The sequence below is a fragment of the Bordetella genomosp. 12 genome, assembly GCF_002261355.1.
GTDB lineage: Bacteria > Pseudomonadota > Gammaproteobacteria > Burkholderiales > Burkholderiaceae_B > Bordetella.
This window is the reverse complement of sequence record NZ_NEVU01000003.1, coordinates 217,977-237,491: the sequence shown is the minus strand read 5'-3', so window position 1 is coordinate 237,491 and position 19,515 is coordinate 217,977. Positions and strand designations below refer to the sequence as shown.

Below are 19,515 nucleotides of genomic sequence, written 5' to 3'. Positions count from 1 at the left end.
CCATGGCCTTGTTCCTGCATCTCATCCTGTTTGTCATTGCCTTGCCCGTTGCGCTGGCAAGCGGCTACCTGGGTCTATTGACGTTGTTGTCGGCACGCCTGCCACGGCCCCAGCCGCAACGGCGCGATTGGCGCTTCGATGTGCTCGTGCCGGCGCACAACGAAACCGCCGTCATCGCGCGCACCGTGCGCAGCCTGGCCGCGCTGGACTGGCCACGCGCGTGCTATCGCATCATCGTCGTCGCCGACAATTGCACCGACGATACCGCCGAGCTTGCGCGTGCCGCGGGCGCGCTGGTGATCGAGCGCACCAGCGACACGCAACGCGGCAAGGGTTACGCGCTGGAGTTCGGCATCGCCCGTAGCGCGGCCGACGGGTTCGCCCAGGCCGTGGCCGTCATCGACGCCGATACCGAGGTCACGCCCAATCTGCTGGCTGCTTACGCTGCCCGTATGGAGCAGGGAGCCGAGGTGATGCAGGTTCACTACGGTGTCCTCAATCCGGATGACTCCTGGCGCACGCGCATCATCACTATTGCCTATGGCGCTTTCCACGCGGTGCGGGGCAGGGCGCGCGAGCGCTTGCGCGCCTCCAACGGGTTGCGCGGCAACGGCATGTGCATGACGCACGCCCTCCTGCGCGAGGTTCCCTTCAATATCCATTCGATGGCCGAGGATGTGGAGTACGGCATCGTGCTGGGTTTGAACGGGCGGCGTGTGGTCTATATCGACGAGGCCAGCGCCGACGCCGAGCTGGTGGCATCCGAAAAAGGGTCGCGCACCCAGCGCCAGCGCTGGGAGGGCGGACGGATGGCGGTGCTCAAGGCCTATGTCTTGCCGTTGTTGCGGCAGGGCCTGACCCGCCCTAGCTGGGTCTGCCTGGAACTCGCCATCGATCTGCTCACCCTGCCGCTGGGCTATATCGTGTTGCAGATCGGTGTTTTGCTCGTGCTGGGAGGCCTGGCGGCATGGGTGCTGCCGGGCGCCGGCTTGCTCTTTTGGCCCATGCTGGCGCTGGCCCTGCTGGCGGTGCTCGCCCTGCATGTGCTGCGCGGCTGGCAACTCTGCCCGCTGGGGCCGCGAGCCTTGCTGGATTTGCTGCGCGTGCCTTTCTTCGTGCTCTGGAAGCTGGTGGTACTGGTGCGCAACCGCCGGAATCGAAACTGGATCAAAACCGATCGGGGCAACCGGTGAGTCGGCCACGTTCTTCAGCCCCGGGTCTGGCGCGCCTGTTCGGCAGCTCGATCGCAGACCAGGCCATGCTGTCGGCAGCCAACTTCGGGGTCGGCCTGATCCTCATCCGCTACGCGCCCGAGGTGCAGTACGGCTATTACATCCTGGCCTTCAATACCATGATGCTGCTGACCACCTTGCAGGGCACCTTCATTGGTACGCCGATGGTGATCCGGCTTCCCGGGCTGGACACCGCGCAGCGGCGGCAATGGATGGGCAGCCTGCTACGGGATCAACGCCATCTGGGCGGGTGGGGGGCAGGGCTGGCCCTGGTTTTGATCGCCGCAGCGTGGGCAGCGGGGGTGTTCGATGCGGCTTCGGCTGCCGTGGCTGCCGCGGCCACCGGCCTGGTGCTGGCGGCGCTGTATCGCGAATATCTGCGCGGGATCCTGCTCATGTATCACCGGCCGCAGCAGGTACTGGGCGCCGATGCCGTCTATGTCCTGGTGTTGTTGGCCGGTTGCGCGTTGGCGGTGCTGACCCCGGCCGCGGCGGTGGGCGCGCTGCTGGCCGGTATGGCGGCCGCCTTGGCCTGCGCGGCGCTGCTGCGACGCGTGCTGGGCGACGATCTCGATGCCCAGGCCCAACCGGGCCGCCTGCGAGAGATCGCGCGGATGGGGTTCTGGGCAGCCTCGGGCGGGGTGATTTACTGGTTATTCAATCAGGGCTACAACTTCCTGACGGCCGCGACGCTGGACCTGGCCGCGGTGGCCGCGCTGGCCGCATCGCGGCTGACGCTCATGCCGATCAATCTGCTGCTGGCCGGCATGCAAAAGCAGCTCACGCCGCTGGCCTCGGGCTGGATGCACGGCATGGGCGCACGCCGCACGCTGCGCCGCCTGCTGCTGTTTTCGCTGGCGCTCGCGATGTTCACGCTGCTGTATGGGGCGGTCGTATGGTTGCTGCGGGACTGGATTTTCCTCGATCTGATGCGCAAGGATTTCCCGCAGCGCGACACCTTGCTGCTGCTGTGGATCGGGCTGTTCGTATTGATGGTGATACGCGAGCCCGTCATGATGGTGCCGCTTCTGCGCCAGCGTTTCCGCGCGCTGAGCGCTTGCACGTTGGTGTGCGCCCTGATCGCGCTGGCGACCAGTTATGGCTGCATGTTGCGGTTCGGGCCGGTCGGCGCGGCCCTGGGTATCGTGGTGGGCGAGGCCTGCTATGGGCTGGCCGTGGCCGTGCTGGCCTGGGGCGAAGTACGCCGCGACGCCGAGGTGCCGCCGGTATGATGTCTGCCCGCCCTGTTTTCCGCGCGCCGTGTCGCGGCCGCCTCTTTCGAACCGGATAGCCGTTCATGGACATCATCTCGATTCAGTATCTGCGTGGCATTGCGGCCATGATGGTGGTGGTGGTCCATCTCTATCCGCAACTCGAGCGCATGGGCTACCAGGGATACTGGCCGCATTGGCTGGCCGCCGGCGTGGACATCTTCTTTGTCCTCAGCGGCTTTTTGATGTGGATCACCACGCGCGGCAAGAAAGTGGGCGTGCTCGAGTTCTACCGCCGGCGCGCGGTGCGCATCGTGCCCCTTTACTGGCTGCTTACCTCCGTGGCCGTGGCCGTGATGTTGATCGCGCCGCACCTGATGCAGACCACCCGCTTCGGCTTGCTGCATGTGGTCGCCTCCTATTTCTTCGTGATGGTGCCCAACCCCGCCGGGCTGATAGAGCCGGTGTTGACCGTGGGATGGACGCTCAATTACGAGATGCTTTATTACGTCATCTTCGGGCTCACGCTGGTGCTGCCCACGGCATGGCGCTTCGCCGTGACCGCGCTGGTGCTGTTCGGGCTGAGCTTTCTGGGATGGTTCTGGGTCGGCGACGACACGCCCATCCTGAAGGTCTATACCTCCGATATCGTGCTGGAGTTCCTGCTGGGCATGAGCGTCGGATGGTGGTTCTCCCGGCCGCACAAAGGCGGGTCGGCGGCTCTGGGATGGGGGTCGGTCGTTGGCGGCTTTGCCGCCATCGCTCTGGCGTCAGTCTATGCGCCGGATGCATCGCGGCCCCTGGCGCAGGGAGTGCCCGCGGCGGCGATCGTCATGGGCGCCATCTTGCTGGAAAGATTTCAGGCCCTGCCCCGGCTGAGGTTGCTGCACGCGCTGGGCGACGCCTCGTATTCCATTTATCTTTCTCACGCCTTCGTGCTGTCGGCCCTGAGCCAGGCATGGCGCAAACTGCATCTGGACAGCTTGCCGGGCGGGCAGCTTGCCTTCTGCGTTGTCGGCATCCTGGCCTGCACGGTGGCCGGCCTGGCGGTCTACTACCTGCTTGAGCGGCCGCTCATCAATCTGTTCAAGAAACCGCGTGAGCAGGCTGCCTCCAAAGCGGCTACCCGCCGATCCGTAGCCGGTCTTTGAGCATGCGCAGCCAGCGTTTGTGACGCCGCGTGGCAGCCCGCTGGGCGGACCAGTCAATCATGCTGTCGTGGACGTCGTAGTGGCCGCGCTGAGCATCGGGAAGCTGCCCCGACTCGACGGCGGCAATGAGCTCGGGCAAGCGGCGATAGAAGTCCGCGCCCCGGTAAGGGGGGTGCAGAGACCATAGCCCGGGCGGCGAGCCGAGCAGGTCGACGCGGTAGAGACCCCGCTCGCGCAAGACCTCGCTGAGGATGACCTCGGCTTCGCGCACGTCGGGCGGGTTGCCCAGCAGATGGGATTTCAGCCGCTGCAGCCGGCCTGGCGCCATCAGCGGCAAGTGCCCCAGGGTGGCGTGCAGACGCTGCATGTCCAGCATGAAGATGCGGGTGCTGGCATTCTGGAACCGGTAGGCGAGGGCGCCGCCGATCTGCGTGCGTTCGGGGGCCGGCAGGCCATGGCCCTCGATGCTGCCGTCGGCGCGCGGCGGGCCCGGAAAGGGGCCGGTCAGCAGGACATCGGGAGTGCGATCGGTGTAGCGGATGGCGTCTTCCACCCAGCGGGTGCTGCCTCCGCCAAACAGCATGTCGCCGTCAAAGTGCACGATGTGGCGCGCCTGGCTGTGGTGCATGCCGTAGAAATAGGCATAGAAGGGGCCGCCGTCCCAGGCCTTGACGGGGATGTCGTCCGTGCCGAAGAAGGCTTGCGCCACCTCCCGGCGGGCTTGCGGCGCGTAGTCGACCTCGATGACGTCCAGTTTGGGATGGTCGCGTTTGAGGTCTTGCGCCAGCGCCAGCAGCTTGCTGCGATAGGCTTCGAAATGGCTGCCCCGATAACGCCCGGAGCGGCTTTGATGGGTGTCGATCGTCACCAGGATGCGATCCACCATGGGGCTCCAGACGCGGATCTGGTGCGGCAGCAAGAGTGCCGCATGGGGATAGTCCATGGGATACATGCTGATCTGCGCGGCCACGCGATAGGGGTAGTCCATGGCGGAAGCTCCGGTTGGTGGCCGTGTCACGGGCGCGCCGCGGCCACGGTGGCGGCCAGACCCTGCTGCAGCGAAGTCCAGCGCATGCCCAATTGCTGCTCGGCGCGGTGCGAGACCAAGCGTATGGGTTGGCGCCAGAGCCTGGCCAGCGAGGGCGGAATGGGCGGCGGCAGGTTGAGCCCCGCGCGGCCCAGCGTCAGTTCGCCAATCTTGAGCGCGGGGGCCAGCACGTGGGTTTCGAGTTTGAGGCGGCGCTCGCCGATACGGCGGATCGGCACGGCGCCGAGCGCCTTGGCGTAGGCCAGGAAGTAGTCATTCCAGTCGGGCGCCTGGGCCATCGCAAGGTTGTAGACACGCGCCTGGTCGCTCGATTGCAGGCTGGCGAGCACCGCGCTCACCACGTCATCGATGTAAACCAGATTGCTGCAGCCGTCACCGGCCGCACCCAGGTCGCCAATGCGGCGCGCCCGCAGCAGGCTCGCTATCCGCAGACTCCACTGCGGGCTGAGCGGGCCGTAGATGCAGCCCGGGCGCAATGTGGTCACGTTCCGGCGTGCTGCCAGCAAGGTCTCGGTCTCTACCTTGGCGCCGGCGTAGCCGGTCAGGCCCTGAGCCGGGGGCGTCGTTTCATCGACATCCCCCACGGCCGGTCCGTAGACGGCCATGGAGCTGAAGTGCACCAGGGGCAGCGGCCGGGCATCCAGTGCTGCGGCCAGGGCACGGGCGCTGGCGACCATGGTCTGCGGCGCACCCGCCACGCAGTTGACCACACCGTCGACCGCGGCCAGCGCGCTGGCAACCGGGCCGGTCTCGGCGGCGTCGAGCACGATTTCCTGCGCGTGGCGTCCAGGGCGCCGCACGCCGGCGACGGGATCGGCCCAGCCGCTGGCGCCCAAGGCCTTCATCACGCGCTGGCCGACATAGCCATTGGCGCCCAGGACCAGAATGCGTTGTTTCATATGCAGGGACTCTTAGAGGCGTCTGCCAGCGTCAGCGGGCAGGTCTGGCGGCGCAGATGCTCGGCCAGACGCAATGCCAGCGCCACGATGGTCAGAGTGGGGTTGGCCTGGCTCGAGGTCGGGAAAACGGCCGAGCCGGCGATATAGAGATTGGGCGCTTCGTGCAGGCGGCAGTCGGCGTCGACCACGCTGCTGCGGGGATCGCGCCCCATCCGGGCCGTGCCGATATGGTGACCGCCGTAGGCCCCGTAGCGGGTCATCTCGGCTTCGACCTGATCCTGGTCGTAGGAAAAACTGCCGACACCGCTGGCGCGCAGCGCTTCGGACAGGGCCGCCAGGCAGGCCTGCACGGTGTGGACATCCCGGCGGGTATAGCGCCAATCGATATGCAGCCGGGGCATGCCCAGCGCATCGCGCTCGCAGCCCAGCGTCACGCGGCTCTCGGGATTGGGCTCCTGCTCGGCATGGAAGTCCAGGCTGTAGCGCCGGTTGCGCGGGTGAACAATGATGGAGGGGAACTTGCGCGCGGCGAGTTTGCGCTCGGTCAGTAAATGCCAGAGAAAGGCCGCCGTGGCCGGGGCCGAGCCCACGACATTGCGCAGATGGCGCAGCCACAGCCCCGCGGACCCCGGCGTGTCGCCGTACAGCCGTTTGGCATACTCGTAAGGCACGATGGGCTTGGCCAGGTAGAGCGCTGACAAAATGCCGTTGCCATGCCCGGGATCCGGAATACGCGGGTGATGCAGGCGGGCGATGAAGTTGCCGGCACGCATGGCCCGTTGGGCCGGGGCTTGCAGGGCCAGCCGGCGGCGGCAGTACACCCCCTCGTCGCTGACTTCGTAGCCGTGCCATACCGATGCCGCGCCGGAAAGATCGGCTTGGCCTATCGTGCCGGCGATATGGCTCATGTAGTAGCGGCCCACCACATCGTGGGCATTGCCCAGCCCCTGGCCGCTCGCCCCTGGGCTGGCCAGCAGCAGGCGGGCCGTCTCCAGGCCGCCGGTGGCCAGCACATAGCGGCGAGCTGCAACGGTAAAGGCCGTGCCGGCCAGCGTGCGGATCCGCGCCGGGCCCACCGGCTGGCCTGCCGCGCTGCCGTCCAGGCCGCAGAGGTTGGCGTGCTGCACGACGCGCACGGCGCCCTCGCGCAGCCGCTGGGCGTAGCGTTGGCCAAAGTCCGTCGGCACGCTGAAGCGCTCCAGCGTATCGGTCGAAAAGACCGGACTCTCGAAGCCGCCTATCATGGGACGCACGGGGTGGTCGAAGGCCGTCTCGACGGTATAGGCGAATGCGCCGGCTTCGCAGAGCCGGTTGGCCTGCGGGTAGTAGGGCAGCAGGGCGTCCAGACCGATGGGCCAGCCGCTGTGGGCGATGTAATCGCGCGGCTCGAAGTCGATGGCATCCAGCGGCATGCAGCGGCCGCCCCAGATGGTCGTCGAGCCGCCCATGCGACGCTGGCGGTAGCGGCTGGGTTCAGGGTGCAGGCGCGCATCGGCGACGGAACCGGCGTAAAGATCCTGCGTAGCCGGTTCTTCGGCCGACCCGCCGCTTTCGAGCAGAATGATGTCCAGCCCGCTATCCATCAGCGCCAGGGCCAGCGTGATACCGGCGGCCCCGCCGCCGACGATGCACAGGTCGGCGCTCAGGGTCGAGCCGTCAGGAATGGTGCTGGCGTCCAGGATCATGGTTGGCGTGCGCGTCTCTAAGGCAGGCGCGGGGCGCTGCGTCAGGCATCAGTATTGCACGCTGCTGCTGGCGGGCAGTTTCAGCGTCTCGTGCACATGGCGTGCAAACGCCGCATAGCCGACCGGCGCCGGATGCACTCCGTCGGCAAACATACCGGGCGCGAGCTTGCGATAGTCATTGCTGCCGCCGCTGGACCAACGCAGATAATCCACCACGCGCATCTGAGGGTATTTCGGCGCAAGCGTGCGCGTCAGCCAGGTGTTGAAGGCATTGGCCTGCTGGATCATCGCGTCGGTCATGCCCAGATAGGCGCCGATGTTATCGACCACGAGCGGGATGTTCTTCTCGGCCGCGGTACGCGCGAAATAAGTGAAATTTTCCTGCATGGTCTGCAGCGGCAGCATGCCCAGGGCGATGTCGTTGATCCCCACGTGCAGATAGATCAGGCGGGGCAGCGTGCCGGCGGGCAGGGTGCTGGCACCCCGGCCGTCGCCGGGATCGTACTGTTCGGCCAGGGCGTCACGGCGCCAGCGTTCGCGCACTTGGGAGGAGGTCTGGCCGCCTATGCCGTGATTGAAATGGAAGATCCCCGAGTAGTGCGCCAATTCGTAGGAGAGCTGCCCCGGGTTGGAGGGGTACGTGGGCACGAAGCGACCCTGGACGTTCAGTCGGCCTTTGCGATGGATCTCGCCCTCGGCGATCGAGTCGCCGATCACGACGGCATAGGGCGTCTGGCCACGGGCCACCGAGGGCAGTACGGCATAGCCCGTGGCCAGCAACATGGCCGACAGCAGGGTGCGGCGATGCATCAGAAGAAACGTTCGTTGACGTGGATGACGTCGCCGGGCTGAACGGCGTCGGTGAGCTTGACGCGCTTATCGGTGACCTCTCCGGTCAGCACGTCGGTGCGGTTGATGTCGATGCGGCTGTCGGAGGCGCGCGGCGTCAGGCCGCCGGCCAGGGCCAGGGCGCGCATGACATTGAGGCCCTGTTCCAGCGGATAGGCGCCAGGCTTGCCGACTTCGCCATAAACATAGAACCGCGGCGCTTCCGGCACGAAGACGACATCGCCGGGCTCCAGTTCGGTGTCTTGCAGGCTCATCGAAGGGCCCTGGCGGTTGCCGACGTAGAGATTGATGCGGTTTCTGCCGCCGTCGGCGCGCCGCACCAGGGTGGCGACATCGGCCGCCGAACTGGTGGCCCCGCCGGCCATGGCCAGCAATTCCAACACCGATAGCCGGCCTTCGATCGGGTAACGTCCCGGGCGGACGATCTGGCCCAGCACGGAGACGATGCGGCTGCGCATGGTGACCACTTCGATGGCGACCTGCGGGTCGGTCATATAGCCTTTGCTGCGCAGGCCCTGCTCGATGCGGCGGCCCAGCGCCGAAGGGGTCAACCCGGCGGCCTGCACGTTGCCCAGCATGGGCACCACGACCTGGCCCTGTGCATCGACGGTTACGCGCACTTGCGCGCCGCCGGTGCCCATGATGTTGATGCCCAGTGTGTCGCCCGGGCCGACCGCGCCAATGGCGCCGCTGATGGCTTGCTCGGCGGCGGTGTTGGCCGAAGCGGGAGCGGTGACGGCGGCGGGAATGGGCAGCACGTCCGGCTGGCGCGCGCCTGCCGGCGCGCCGCTGCGACCGCGTTCAGGGCTGGTGCCCGACAGCGGCTTGATGGCGGGGGTGAGATAGACCTCGGGCGGCGCGAAGGGGGCCGAGCCGGTGGCGGCCGTGGGCTCGCTGCCCGGCGCCGCAGCGGCTGGCGCGATGGGGGCGTTATAGCGCTCAAACTCTGCGGTGTCGCCTGCCGGCCGGGAGCCGGGGGTGGCCGATACCGGGTCGGGGATGGGCAGACCCTGGGCGCTTGCAAACTGGGCGCAGAAGCCCAGCGCCGCCAGCATCGCCTTTTGCCACGTCATTTTCCGACCCGCCACGTTGTTCTCCGGTCCTTTGATACAGGTTGCGCGCGCGTGTAATAGTAGCCCAGGCCCGGCGCCAATCCGCGAGTATTTTAAATACAATACGGCCGTGCCGCCTTGATGAATGTGGTTTTCTCAAATGCGAGTGTGAGATCATTATTTTCAGCTAAAGCCCTTCGTATCGAGATTGCCCTTGCACAGTCCCTCGCACGTATCCGACCCCGGGCCCCACGCGGCTGCCGGCAGCGCCTTGCCCCCCATGCCCAGCGTGCGCCTGTTCGATCTGGATATCGCTGCCGTGTCTTTCGATCAGGCCCTCGAGGGCCTGTCCGCGGCAGCGGTGCGCCGCGATGGCAGGGCCCGCATCGTGGTCACGCCCAATGTCGATCATGTCGTGCGGCTCGATGCCGCGCCCGAGTTCCGCAGCCGCTATGCGCAGGCCGACTTCATCTTTGCCGATGGCATGCCGGTCGTGTGGGCCAGCCGGCTGCTGGGGCAGCCGCTGCCAGCGCGTATTACCGGCTCGGATCTGTTCGTTGCGCTGTGCCGCCGCGCCCAGCAGGAAGGCTGGCGCGTGATGCTGCTGGGCGGCATGCCTGGCTCGGAGCCCGACCTGCATGCCAGGTTCGCGACTTATTTCCCCGGCCTGGACATCGAGGTGGTCAGCCCTTCGATGCGCTTTGATCCGGTCGGCCCGGAAGGCCAAGCTTTTGCCCAACGCGTGTGCGAGCGCCAGCCCGACGTGGTGTTTCTGTGTGTGGGCATGCCCAAGCAGGAGAATTGGGCCTTGCATCACGCCGCCCGTCTGCCGGGCGGGATCGTGTTGTGCGTGGGGGCGGCCATGGAGTTTGCCATCGGCTTGCAGCGCCGCGCGCCTTTGTGGATGCAGCGCGCCGGTATGGAGTGGCTGTGGCGCCTGGCTAGCAATCCCCGCCGCCTCTGGCGCCGCTATCTGGTCGACGATCCGCGTTTCGCGGTGCTGTGCTGGCGTCAGTGGCGCAAGCGGCGCGGCCCGGCGCCGTGATCAAACGCGCGGCCTTCCCGGCGCTCCTGCCGGGTAGGTATACCCGGCCGCTGGGGCTGGCCTGCCTGGCCTGGCCCGTGCTGGTTGCGGCCGCTCCCGGGCCCGCCGATTACGCCGTGCAGGTCGGTAGCTCCTATCAATACCAAAGCAATCCGGCCCGCTTGCCAGAATCCCGCGCCGACGATATTCGCGGCGCCGGTCTGCGCGTAAGCTCCGCTGGCCTGGGCCTGCGCCTGCCTCTGTTATCCGAGGACACCCGGCTGGAGGCGGGCGGCACCTTGGCCGACGCGCGCTACAGCAACGGGCGGCAGCTGAATCATCAACCGGCCAATGCCTTGTCGACCTTGTACTGGCGCGCCGGCCCCTTGTTCGCGGGCCGCCTCGATTACGGCTACCAGAAGCAGCTCAATCCCAATCTGTCGCGGACCTGGCCAGACCGTGACATGCAGGTGCGGGATAACAAGTCGGCGGAAATCGGCATGCGCATCAGCGATCGCCTGACACTGCCGGTCATTGGCGTCTTTGCCAATGGCACGCGTTATGACCAGGACATCAATCAGACCCTGTACGACCGCAAGGAAAGAGGCTGGCAGTTGTCGGCTCGCTATGCCGGTTTCGGCCGTTCTTTCGCGCAGGCCGGGCTGCGGCGCAGCGAGGCAGACTATTACGGCCGCACGCCGGATCTGATCGAGACCATCGACAACCGGTACACCGACAACGAGGCGTTTGGCGCGGTGCGCTGGGAATACAGCCCCAAGACGCTGCTGCAGGCCCGGGTCGGGCTGCTGCGGCGCGACTATGACCACCTGGGCGACCGCGATACCAGTCTGTTTACGTTTCAGGGGCGGGCAACCTGGGATTACTCGCCCAAAACACGCCTGGATCTGCAGCTTTGGCGCCGGCCTTACGCCTATGACGACGATCCCACGGTGCTGTACTCCGTGCAGACGGGCGGCCTGGCGACGGTGACCTGGCGTCCCACGGTCAAGACAGCCTTGCAGCTGGGCGCCGAGCTGTCGCGCCAGCGCAATACGGCGTTTACGGGCGGCAACGACCAGACCCTGCAGATTCGCCGCTTCGGCGCCCGCGTGCAGTGGCAGCAAGAGGACAATCTGCGCTGGATCGTGGATGTGTACCGCGACCGGCAGTCCGGCGATTCGTCCAACGACAGCTACAACCAGAATTTCGTGCGCGTGGGGCTCGAATACACCTTCGGCAGCCGGGGCAAGGAAGACCTGCGGCGCATGATGCAGCCGGCCGATTGCCAATGGCGGCGCCCCGAGCTGGCGATGTGCGACCCCATGGGCGAAGAGCCCTGAGGTCTTAGTAGGCGTTGCGGTCCCAGATGACGACCAGCACGGTGCGCGCCAGGATTTTCAGGTCCAGCATCAGCGACCAGTTGGCGATGTAGTAGCGGTCGTAACGCACGCGCTGCAACATTTTTTCCGTGGTGTCGGTCTCGCCGCGCAGGCCATGAATCTGCGCCCAGCCCGTAATGCCGGGCTTGACACTATGACGCAGCATATAGCCCTGAATCATGCGGCGATAGATTTCATTGTGTTCGGCGGCATGGGGGCGCGGCCCGACCAGGCTCAAGGAACCGGTCATCACATTGAAAAGCTGAGGCAGCTCATCGAGCGAGCTTTTGCGCAGGAAACGGCCAATCCGGGTCACGCGCGCGTCACCCTGACGCGCCTGGCGCAACGTGCCGTCGGCTTCCTTGCCCGCGTCGGCGCGCATGGAGCGGAATTTGTAGACGGTGATGGGCAGCCCGCGCTCGCCATAGCGGATCTGGCGAAAGATCACCGGGCCGGGCGAGTCCAGCTTGATGGCCAGCGCGATGATCAGCATCACCGGTGACGCCAGCACCAGCGCCAATCCGCCGATCACCAGGTCCATGGCGCGCTTGAGGCTGCGCGATAGCCCGCGCATATGGCTTTCGTGCAAAGCGAGCAGGGGCACGCCGGCAATCTCGGCGCTGCTGGCAGTGAGCTCGCCCAGGAAGGGCGATTCAGGCATCAGATAAATCGCCGCGGTGGAGTCGTACAGGCGGTTCATCAGATCGACCACGACGGGATCGTTCTTCTTGTCGTCCAGCGTGACGAAGGCCATGCCGTACTCACCGCCATCGATGCGCGCCTGCGCCGCGGGATAGGGGCCCAGATAAGGGGGCGGGGCGGGTTCGCCCTTGCGGACGGTCACTTCCTCTTCGGCGTAGTAGCCGACGGTGTGTATGCCCAGGATAGGCGAGCGCTGCAGGCGCATGGCCAGCTTGCGCGCCTCCGGACCCATGCCGAAGAAGACGGCCGAGCGGCGGCTGGAGGGGGCGTTGTTCAAGCGGTAGGCGACGCGGCGCAAGCCGAACAGGCCAATGACCTGCAATGGCAGACAGATCGCCGTCCAGATGAGCAGCAGCATGCGCAAGGCCTCGGTATCCGTGGCCGCCAGGGGCAGAAAGAACAAGGTGATCAGCGCCAGAAACAGCACTTGCAGCCAGCGCAGCACGCCGCGGCTGAGCATCCAGATCATGCTGCGGGCGCTGATCAAGAGATTGAAGCGGGCGTAGATGGCGAAGGCCCCGGCGGCCAGAATCGCAGGGATCCAGGCCTGGAAAACCGGTGAAATCAGGCCCAGCGAGCGGGACACGAAGAAGAAGACGCCCGCATTGATCAGCGCGCAGACCAGGCCGCTGAGGGCCATGAAGGAGCGCTGGGGGTGGCTGGGCGTCGCGTAGGTGAGCATGTGAAAGAGTGGACGGGGATTAACGGCCGTAGACATCATCAAAACGTACGATATCGTCCTCGCCCAAGTATGGGCCGGACTGAACTTCGATCAGCTCCAGGTCTATCGAACCCGGATTCTCCAGGCGGTGTTTTACACCGAGAGGGATGTAGGTGGACTGGTTTTCGGTGAGGAGAAACACTTCATCGCCGCGCGTCACCCGGGCCGTGCCCGTGACCACGATCCAGTGCTCGGCGCGATGGTGGTGCATTTGCAACGACAAGCGTGCGCCGGGCGCCACGCGGATGCGCTTGACCTGGAAACGCTCGCCGCCGTCGATGGCGTCGTAACTGCCCCAAGGGCGGTAGACCAGCCGGTGCGCCGACGCTTCACTGCGCTTGGCGGTATTCAGGCGCGCCACGATGCGCCGTACATCCTGCAATTGGTCGCGCCGGGCCACCAGCAGCGCATCGGCCGTCTCGACGACGACGGTGTCTTCCAGGCCAAGCAGCGCCACCAGCCGGTGGCTGGAATAGGCATAGACATCGCGGCAGCCTTCGGCGAGGACATCGCCGCGCAGCGCATTGCCCTGATCGTCCTTGGGCGCCAGTTGCCACAGCGAGGCGAACGAGCCGATGTCGCTCCAGCCGGCATCCAGCGCCACCATGGCAACATCCGCATCGCGCTCCATGACCGCGTAGTCGATGGAGTCGGCCGGGCAGGCGGCAAAGGCGGCTTCATCCAGGCGCAGAAAGTCGCCGTCCTGGCGGGGCGCGGCCATGGCCTGGCGGCAGGCGGCCAGAATGTCAGGCCGGTGGGCGTGCAGGGCTTCCAGGTAGCGGGAGGCCCGAAAGAGAAACATGCCGCTATTCCAGAAATAGTGGCCGCTGGCCAGGTAGCGGGCTGCGGTTTCGGGGTCGGGCTTCTCGACGAACGCCTCGACCTGGCTCACACCTTCTTGTGTGCTGCCTGCCCGGATGTAGCCATAGCCGGTCTCGGCATAGGTGGGCTGGATGCCGAAGGTAACCAGCCGGCCCGCCTGGGCGGCCGGCATGGCCTGCTGCACGGCGTGTTGGAAACGGTCCACATCGGTCACAGCGTGATCCGAGGGCAGAACCAGCAATACCGGGTCATCGCCCTGCGCTTGCGCGAGCAGGGCGGCCAGGGCGATGGCCGGTGCGGTGTTTCGCCCGGCAGGTTCGAGCATGATGGTGGGCTGGCGCTGGCCGATCTGGCGCAATTGCTCGGCCACGATGAAGCGGTGTTCCTCGTTGGCGACGAAAATCGCCGGCTCGGCATCCAGGCCGGCGACCCGCTCGCAGGTGGCCTGCAGGGGGGATAAGTCGCCTAACAGGGGCAGAAACTGTTTCGGATAACTGCCGCGTGACAGCGGCCAAAGGCGGGTGCCCGTACCGCCCACCAGAATGACGGGGCGCAACTGCGGCATGGATCTCGACATCAACAGTCCCTTGCAATGGCCGCACGGGCTACCCGGTGCTTATATTCTGCGGCTACAAATGCTTGCACGTGAATCAACTATATAGGTTGCAGAGCCGACTGTGGCGGCCTGTTTGCAAATCCTGAAGATCTATATGTTTTAATTTACGTCGGGACTATACTAATATACAGCTTCGCGACACATCTCTATATTGCGATACATATTTCCGCGACTGGAAATACCGCTCGAGGCTTGGCTTGGATGGCGCTGCTGTGATGGTTGGCTGCCGAAATGCCGAGGTTTCGCCGTATCGCCCTTGAGTGCAGTCGCTTAAGACGCAAGGTTATGCTCCAAGAATGCGGCCTAAAGTCCCGCAGCTCCGCCTTGCCAACTTGCGGATACAGGCTATGTCCAGCCTGGGAACCACAAAGCATGCACCGCCACCCACGCGAACCATTCGCGGGTTTCAGGCAGTGATGCGCCACGCATTGTGCCCCCAACGGCCCGGTTTTTCCGCAGGCCGCGCGGTTCTGCGCGCCCTTTTTTGCTTCACCCCTGCAGTGTGTTTCGTTCTTGCGACATGTCTCGATGCGGCATACGTCGGTTCGAAGCCCGTTGCCTGCCTGCAATGAAGGACTAATGTGCAAAGCGCCATTCTCTCCCATCTTGATGAAAGACTTTGTGCGAGCCAGTGGCGCGACGTGCTGGCGGCGTTCGCGCACGAACTGGCCCAGGATCTGACGGCGCAGCGTTTGCGTGCGCTGATGCGCAGGGCGGGCGAACACTTCGCGGACAAGCATGTGCTGCCGCAGTCCGTGTCCGTCGCGGACATGCAATCGGTCATCAATCAGGTGTGGCGTCCGCTTGACTGGGGTTGGGTGGAGATTTCCGAGGCCGAGGACCATCTGGCGCTGTCGCACAGTTGTGCGCCGCTGCGGGCGGCCTTCGGCGATGAACACTTGATGTGGACCACGGGTTTTCTTGAGGGTGCTTACGAATCATGGATGCGTCGCCTGGGCGCGGACGCGCAATTGCGCGTCACGCAAGTTCAGACGCCTGATGCATTTGGAACGATCCGCTACCGATTTGGCCGCTGAGGCGTGAGGGTGCCACTGCCGGGGAAAACACCGCGGCACACAGGGAGTCAGGGATGCACAATGGCAGCGACATAAGCAGCCTGTATCGGGAATTTGGCGGAGATCCGCGTAATTACCGTGAAATAGGGAACGAAACGAAGTCGGCGGCGGCGTGCGCACGCTGGCCGCTGCTGGGTAAAGCCCGGCCCGCCGGGGTGGCGGTGCCGTCGGCCGTGGGGGGGCAGGCAGATCGGCCCGCGCAGGCGGCGCCCTGGCCGCCGTCCGCTCAGGCCACACTGACTTTGCCGCAGGCAGAGTATGCCGCCGTCCGCACCGGTGCCGTGGTCGATGGCGAGCAGGCATTGGCTTTGATCCGGGGCGCACGCGTGCAGCGCCCGGCCCTGGATGCGCTCGTATTGCCAACGCCGGAGAGAGAGCCCGCGCCCATCCGGCCGCTGCGACCGAATATCGTTTCGGCCGATATCGAGCGTGCAGCGCCGCCGGAGTGGGTCAGGGCCGCGGAACGCGTCGAGCCTGGCCTGGCCGATGCCGCGTCGTCCGGCTCCGCTACCGCTCCCATGCCTTTTGCGGCGTCCCTCCCCGTGCCCAAGGCCAAGGCGACGGCAGCGGACGAGGTAAAGATCGCCCCGGTGGCCGCCGTACCGCTCGAACCGCAACCCGTGAGCGTGGCCGCCGTGCCGCCCGAACCGGAGGTCGCGAACCAGGCCGTCGTGCCGACCGAGCCGGAAGTTGCGAGCGCGGCTGCTGTGCCACCGGAACCGGAAGTGGCGAACGTGGCCGTCGTGTCGCTCGAACCGCAAGCCGTGAGCGCGGCTGCCGTGCCACTGGAACCGGAAGTTGCGAGCGTGGCCGCCGTGCCGATCGAGCCACAAACCGTGAGCGTGGCCGTCGTGTCGCCGGAACCGCAAGCCGCCAGCGAGGTCTCCGTGCCTACGCCTGAACCGGATGCCCAGCCCAAGGACGTGGCTGTCACGCCGCTGCAAGGCGTGTTCGCGCGCCTGGCCAGGTCGCCTGCCGCCGGGCAGCCTCCGCCTCCTCTCAACACGGCGAAATAATGAAAACCATAGCCATCGTTTCCGCCAAGGGCGGGGTAGGAAAGACAACCATTGCCGCCACGCTTGGCCTGGCGGCCAGTCGCGCAGGGCATGCGGCGCTGGTCCTTGATCTGGATCCTCAGAATGCGCTGCGCTTTCATCTCGGCGCCGATACGCAGGCCGCGGAATCCGGTCTGTCCCGCGCGAGTCTGAGCGGTATGCGTTGGCGTGACGCCGCCGTGCAAGGGGACTCGGGGCTGCATCTCGTGCCCTTCGGGCAATTGAATGAAGTCGACCGGCTCAGCCTCGAGCAGCAGATGCTGCAGGATCAGGACTGGCTCGCGCGCCATTTGCAGGAGCTGGACCTGGCGCCGGGTACCTTGGTGTTGATCGATACGCCGCCGGGGCCGTCTGTCTATGTGAGCCAGGCGCTGCGTTGCGCCGATCTGGTGCTGGTGGTGACCTTGCCCGATGCGGCGTCCTATGCGACCTTGCCCCAGATGGAGAGCCTCATCGCGCAGTACTCCGAGGGTCGCGAGGGCTATCTAGGCCACGCTTTCATCGTCAATCAGGTCGACAGCAGCTCCGCGCTCGCCAAGGACACCTTGCGCGTCATGCGCAGCATCCTGGGTGACCGTCTGGGCGGCGTCATTCATCGCGACACTTCGGTCAGTGAGGCCCTGGCTTTTGGCAAGACGGTCATCGACCATGCGCCTCAGAGCCAGGCCTGCAGTGACATCCTTGCCAGCGCGCAGTGGCTGCTTCAGCAATTGAACGATGCCCAAAGAGATCATCCATGAAATCGGCGAGCCACGAGTCGGCGACGCGTAGCCCGCGCCTGACGCAGTTGGGTAACGATCTATTGTCCTGGCGCATCTGGAAGATGGGCTGGGCCCGCTGGCTGGCGCTCATGCTGGGCGGTGCCTTGTCGGTGCTGGCCATCGCGGTGGAAATGGGTCTGCTGCAGCAGATGGTGTTTGCTGCTTTCTGCGTCATTGCGGCGCTGTTGCTGCACCGTGTCGGCGGGCGTCTGGTCACGCTGACGCTGGTGATGCTCTCGGTCATCACCTCTTTGCGCTATATGTACTGGCGGGTCACCGAGACCATAGGCTTTGATAATGCCGTGGACGCGTTCTTCGGCTACGGGCTGCTGCTGGCCGAAATCTATGCATTGACCGTCATGCTGCTGAGCTATTTCCAGTCAGCCTGGCCGCTGCACCGCAAGCCGGTGCCCTTGCCGGCCGACCGGGAGAGCTGGCCGACCGTCGACGTGTATGTGCCCACCTATAACGAACCGCTGGATGTGGTGCGGCAATCGGTGCTGGCGGCGCAGTCTTTGGATTGGCCGGCCGGCAAATTGCGGGTGTATGTGCTGGACGACGGCCGGCGGGACGAGTTTCGTGACTTCTGCGCGCAGGCGGGGGTCGGTTATTTGACGCGTCCGGACAACAAGCACGCCAAGGCGGGCAACATCAACGCGGCGCTGGCCCGAACCGATGGCGAATTCATCGCCGTCTTCGATTGCGACCACGTCACGGTGCGCTCTTTCCTGCAGATATGCATGGGTTGGTTCATCAAGGACAAACGCCTTGCCCTGCTGCAGACGCCGCACGTTTTTTTCTCCCCCGATCCGTTCGAACGCAATCTGGGGACATTCCACAACGTGCCGAATGAAGGTGAACTGTTCTACGGTGTGGTGCAGGATGGCAACGATCTCTGGAACGCCACCTTTTTCTGCGGCTCTTGCGCGGTCATGCGGCGCAGCGCGCTGGATGCCGTCGGCGGCGTCGCCACCGAGAGCGTCACCGAAGACGCCCTGACCGCACTGAAGATGAATCGCCTGGGCTTTAACACGGCCTATCTGGCGGTACCCCAGGCCGCCGGCCTGGCCACGGAGAACCTGTCGCGGCACATCGGCCAGCGTACGCGCTGGGCGCGAGGCATGGCGCAGATCATCCGCGTCAATAATCCCTTGATCGGCAAAGGCCTGAAACTCGGGCAGCGACTGTGCTACCTCAGCGCCATGCTGCACTTTTTCTTTGGTTTGCCTCGGGTGGTGTTCCTGACGGCGCCGCTGGCGTATCTGTTTTTCCACGCCTATGTCTTTCAGGCCTCGGCCATCATGGTGGCCGCGTACGCCTTGCCGCACATCGTGCTGGCCAGCTTGGCGGGCTCGCGCATCCAGGGCAGGTTCCGGCATTCCTTCTGGAACGAAGTCTACGAATCGGTGCTGGCCTGGTACATCATGCGCCCGGCGCTGGTGACCCTGGTCAGCCCCAAGACGGCCTTGTTCAACGTGACGGCCAAGGGCGGCATCATCCGTGAGGCCTATTTCGACTGGGTGCTGGCGCGGCCTTATGTGATCCTGCTGTCATTGAACCTGATCGGTTTCATCATCGGCATCGTGAGCCTGATTGGCGGCTATGGGGGCGAAGGCGCGCGCCTGACCATCGTCCTGAACCTGGTCTGGACTTTCTACAACATCATCATGACCAGCGCCAGCGTCGCCGTGGCCGGCGAAGTGCGCCAGCTGCGCAACACCCCGCGCGTGTCCATCAGTTTGCCCGCCATGTTGCTGCTGCCCGATGGCCGCACGGTGGCCTGCCGCACCAGCGATTACTCGCAGGGTGGCTTGGGCTTGGTGCTGCCGGCCGGGGTGGTGATTCCCAACGGCATGGCGCTGAGCGTGTGCCTGTTTCGCAACGAGGAAGAGGCCATGTTCCCGGCGTTGGTGACCTTCAGCCGGGCGGACCGCCTGGGCGTGAGCTTTCAGGCCCTGACCCTGGAGCAGGAACGCGAATTGGCCGATGTGACCTTCGGCCGCGCCGACACCTGGGCCGTCAATTGGGGCAATAGCGCGCCCGATTCGCCCCTCAATGCCTTGGGACAGATCTCCACCATCGGCGCACGGGGTTTCACATTGTTGTTACGTCACCTGCGTGACCGCAGCCTCGCGGCCTTGCGCCGTCCCATTTCTGCCAAGAACGAGAGGGCGATAGAGCGATGACCACCAGGCTGAATGCTTGGCCGCCAAGGCCTTGCCCGTTCCCCGC

At 65.6% G+C, this 19,515-nt stretch carries 16 protein-coding genes; 9 read left to right on the top strand and 7 right to left on the bottom strand.

Annotation, left to right across the window (positions count from 1 at the left end):
• Positions 1 to 2 precede the first annotated feature (2 nt).
• From CAL22_RS13225 to CAL22_RS13215, 3 genes are all read left to right on the top strand, one after another.
• On the top strand, positions 3 to 1,193 hold the full coding sequence (locus CAL22_RS13225; protein WP_094813991.1) for a glycosyltransferase family 2 protein: 1,191 nt from the start codon (positions 3 to 5) through the stop codon (positions 1,191 to 1,193).
• On the top strand, positions 1,190 to 2,464 hold the full coding sequence (locus CAL22_RS13220; RefSeq protein ID WP_094813989.1) for a lipopolysaccharide biosynthesis protein: 1,275 nt from the start codon (positions 1,190 to 1,192) through the stop codon (positions 2,462 to 2,464). The genes CAL22_RS13225 and CAL22_RS13220 overlap by 4 nt, the downstream gene beginning before the upstream one ends.
• Before the next feature lie 65 nt (positions 2,465 to 2,529).
• Complete coding sequence (locus CAL22_RS13215) at positions 2,530 to 3,594, top strand: acyltransferase family protein (protein ID WP_094813988.1); 1,065 nt, start codon at positions 2,530 to 2,532, stop codon at positions 3,592 to 3,594.
• Here CAL22_RS13215 and CAL22_RS13210 read toward each other — a convergent pair.
• The 5 genes from CAL22_RS13210 to CAL22_RS13190 are packed head-to-tail and all read right to left on the bottom strand — an operon-like array spanning position 3,566 to position 9,148.
• Positions 3,566 to 4,582 (bottom strand): capsular biosynthesis protein, encoded by a 1,017-nt coding sequence (locus tag CAL22_RS13210; protein ID WP_094813986.1) that lies wholly within the window; start codon positions 4,580 to 4,582, stop codon positions 3,566 to 3,568. The genes CAL22_RS13215 and CAL22_RS13210 overlap by 29 nt on opposite strands.
• Before the next feature lie 26 nt (positions 4,583 to 4,608).
• Complete coding sequence (locus CAL22_RS13205) at positions 4,609 to 5,541, bottom strand: NAD-dependent epimerase/dehydratase family protein (protein ID WP_094813984.1); 933 nt, start codon at positions 5,539 to 5,541, stop codon at positions 4,609 to 4,611.
• Positions 5,538 to 7,226, bottom strand: coding sequence for a GMC oxidoreductase (locus CAL22_RS13200; protein ID WP_094813982.1), 1,689 nt, complete (start codon positions 7,224 to 7,226; stop codon positions 5,538 to 5,540). The genes CAL22_RS13205 and CAL22_RS13200 overlap by 4 nt, the downstream gene beginning before the upstream one ends.
• A 48-nt stretch (positions 7,227 to 7,274) precedes the next feature.
• On the bottom strand, positions 7,275 to 8,036 hold the full coding sequence (locus CAL22_RS13195) for an SGNH/GDSL hydrolase family protein (protein WP_094813980.1): 762 nt from the start codon (positions 8,034 to 8,036) through the stop codon (positions 7,275 to 7,277).
• Positions 8,036 to 9,148 carry an SLBB domain-containing protein gene (locus CAL22_RS13190; RefSeq protein WP_094813978.1) on the bottom strand — a complete coding sequence of 371 codons (1,113 nt, stop codon included), beginning with the start codon at positions 9,146 to 9,148 and terminating at the stop codon, positions 8,036 to 8,038. The genes CAL22_RS13195 and CAL22_RS13190 overlap by 1 nt, the downstream gene beginning before the upstream one ends.
• Positions 9,149 to 9,341: 193 nt before the next feature.
• On the opposite strand from CAL22_RS13190, the gene CAL22_RS13185 reads away from it, so the two are divergent.
• Together CAL22_RS13185 and CAL22_RS13180 are read left to right on the top strand one after the other, a co-directional pair.
• Positions 9,342 to 10,172, top strand: a complete 831-nt coding sequence (locus tag CAL22_RS13185; protein ID WP_244193880.1) for a WecB/TagA/CpsF family glycosyltransferase — start codon at positions 9,342 to 9,344, stop codon at positions 10,170 to 10,172.
• On the top strand, positions 10,169 to 11,491 hold the full coding sequence (locus tag CAL22_RS13180; protein ID WP_143276971.1) for a hypothetical protein: 1,323 nt from the start codon (positions 10,169 to 10,171) through the stop codon (positions 11,489 to 11,491). The genes CAL22_RS13185 and CAL22_RS13180 overlap by 4 nt, the downstream gene beginning before the upstream one ends.
• 4 nt (positions 11,492 to 11,495) lie before the next feature.
• Here the strand turns inward: CAL22_RS13180 and CAL22_RS13175 are convergent, their stop codons facing one another.
• Positions 11,496 to 12,914, bottom strand: a complete 1,419-nt coding sequence (locus CAL22_RS13175) for an undecaprenyl-phosphate glucose phosphotransferase (protein ID WP_244193879.1) — start codon at positions 12,912 to 12,914, stop codon at positions 11,496 to 11,498.
• 19 nt (positions 12,915 to 12,933) lie between these two features.
• Complete coding sequence (locus CAL22_RS13170) at positions 12,934 to 14,352, bottom strand: mannose-1-phosphate guanylyltransferase/mannose-6-phosphate isomerase (protein WP_208621992.1); 1,419 nt, start codon at positions 14,350 to 14,352, stop codon at positions 12,934 to 12,936.
• A gap of 620 nt (positions 14,353 to 14,972) precedes the next feature.
• On the opposite strand from CAL22_RS13170, the gene bcsD reads away from it, so the two are divergent.
• Genes bcsD through bcsA form a run of 4 tightly spaced genes read left to right on the top strand, consistent with a single transcriptional unit; the run spans position 14,973 to position 19,469 of the window.
• On the top strand, positions 14,973 to 15,428 hold the full coding sequence (gene bcsD, locus CAL22_RS13165) for a cellulose biosynthesis protein BcsD (RefSeq protein WP_244193878.1): 456 nt from the start codon (positions 14,973 to 14,975) through the stop codon (positions 15,426 to 15,428).
• Positions 15,429 to 15,481: 53 nt separating this feature from the next.
• A complete protein-coding gene (gene bcsP, locus CAL22_RS13160) occupies positions 15,482 to 16,483 on the top strand; it encodes a cellulose biosynthesis protein BcsP (RefSeq protein WP_094813968.1) in 1,002 nt (333 codons plus the stop codon).
• Positions 16,483 to 17,262 carry a cellulose biosynthesis protein BcsQ gene (gene bcsQ / locus CAL22_RS13155; protein WP_094813966.1) on the top strand — a complete coding sequence of 260 codons (780 nt, stop codon included), beginning with the start codon at positions 16,483 to 16,485 and terminating at the stop codon, positions 17,260 to 17,262. Before bcsP ends, bcsQ begins: the two co-directional genes overlap by 1 nt.
• A complete protein-coding gene (gene bcsA, locus CAL22_RS13150) occupies positions 17,259 to 19,469 on the top strand; it encodes a UDP-forming cellulose synthase catalytic subunit (RefSeq protein ID WP_094813964.1) in 2,211 nt (736 codons plus the stop codon). Before bcsQ ends, bcsA begins: the two co-directional genes overlap by 4 nt.
• Positions 19,470 to 19,515 lie beyond the last annotated feature (46 nt).